Origin of the sequence: Pseudomonas sp. SIMBA_067 (assembly GCF_046534675.1) — a bacterium.
Classification (GTDB): Bacteria; Pseudomonadota; Gammaproteobacteria; order Pseudomonadales; family Pseudomonadaceae; genus Aquipseudomonas; species Aquipseudomonas putida.
The window spans coordinates 1-249 of sequence record NZ_JAWRYH010001003.1 but is presented as its reverse complement, the minus strand read 5'-3'; the positions used below and the strand labels follow the sequence as shown (position 1 = coordinate 249).

The window sequence follows — 249 nt, the reverse complement described above, 5'->3', positions numbered from 1 at the left end:
GCAGGTGGATGTGGCGATCTGCGTCGGGGTGCGATTTACCGACACCATTACTGCTGGCTTCACGCAGCAGTTTAACCCTGAGCGACTGATTGATCTGCAGCCCTCCAGCGCCAGCGTGGGCGGTGAACGTTTTGCGCCGCTGTCGATGGCGGATGCGCTGAGCGAACTGCTGCCGCTGTTTGAACGCTATGGCCAGCAGTGGCAACCCGGTGCCGCACCGCCCGCCGCGCAGCCTGCAGAACCGGCGGC

The 249-nt window shown here is 64.7% G+C and carries 1 pseudogene; it reads left to right on the top strand.

Annotation, left to right across the window (positions count from 1 at the left end):
• A pseudogene (locus tag SB765_RS32240) lies at positions 1-249 on the top strand (alpha-keto acid decarboxylase family protein); the annotation flags it as partial.